The sequence below is a fragment of the Micromonospora sp. M42 genome (assembly GCF_000568915.1).
Classification (GTDB): Bacteria; Actinomycetota; Actinomycetes; order Mycobacteriales; family Micromonosporaceae; genus Micromonospora; species Micromonospora chalcea.
Genome location: NZ_KK037233.1, coordinates 1048640 through 1049488 on the forward strand (window position 1 = coordinate 1048640; position 849 = coordinate 1049488).

Annotated in this window: 1 pseudogene; it reads left to right on the forward strand. The window is 78.6% G+C overall.

The features are described from left to right. A pseudogene (locus tag MCBG_RS04500) lies at window positions 1-805 on the forward strand (AfsR/SARP family transcriptional regulator); the annotation flags it as partial. Window positions 806-849: the final 44 nt, after the last annotated feature.

An 849-nucleotide genomic window follows, 5' to 3' on the forward strand; every position in this document is an offset into this window, starting at 1 on the left:
GTACCCGGCGGTGCGGCTGTTCACCGACCGGGCCGCCGACGTGGCGCCCGGGTTCACCCTCGACGCCGACACCACCCCGGCGGTGCTGCGGATCTGCCGTACCCTCGACGGGCTGCCGCTGGCCCTGGAGCTGGCGGCGGCGCGGCTGCGGGCCCTGCCGGTGGCGCAGGTCGCGGCCCGCCTGGACGACCGGTTCCGGCTGCTGCGCCGCGGCGACCGCACCGCCGCGCCCCGCCACCGCACGCTGGAGGCGGTCGTCGGGTGGAGCTGGGACCTGCTCGACGAGCCGGAGCGGCGGCTGGCCGCCCGGATGAGCGTGTTCGCCGGCGCCGCCGACCTGGCCGCGGTGCAGGCGGTGTGCGGCCCGGACGCCGGCGACGTCCTGGACACCCTCACCGGCCTGGTCGACAAGTCGCTGGTGGAGGCGGCCGGCGGGCGCTACCGGATGCTGGAGACGATCCGCGAGTTCACCGCCGCCCGGCTGGCCGAGCACGGCGAGACCGGGCGGATCCGCGACGCGCACGCCCGCGTACTTCCTGGGTCTGGCGCAGGCCGGCGACGCGGGCCTGCGCGGCGGCGGCCAGGAGCGGTGGCTGCGCCGCCTCGACGCCGCCCGCGACGACCTGCACGCGGCGCTGCGGCGCGCGGACACCGCGACCGGGTTGCGGCTGGTCGCGGCGCTGGCCTTCTACTGGTGGCTGCGGGGTCTGCGCGGGGAGGGCGCGGCGCCGGCCCGGCGGCTTGTCGACCGGCTCGACGGCCCACCCGACGGCCTGGCCGAGGAATACGCGCTGGCCTTGCATGATCGCCACGCTCGCCGGTGGCGGCGAACGCAGCGAGGTCGACGCC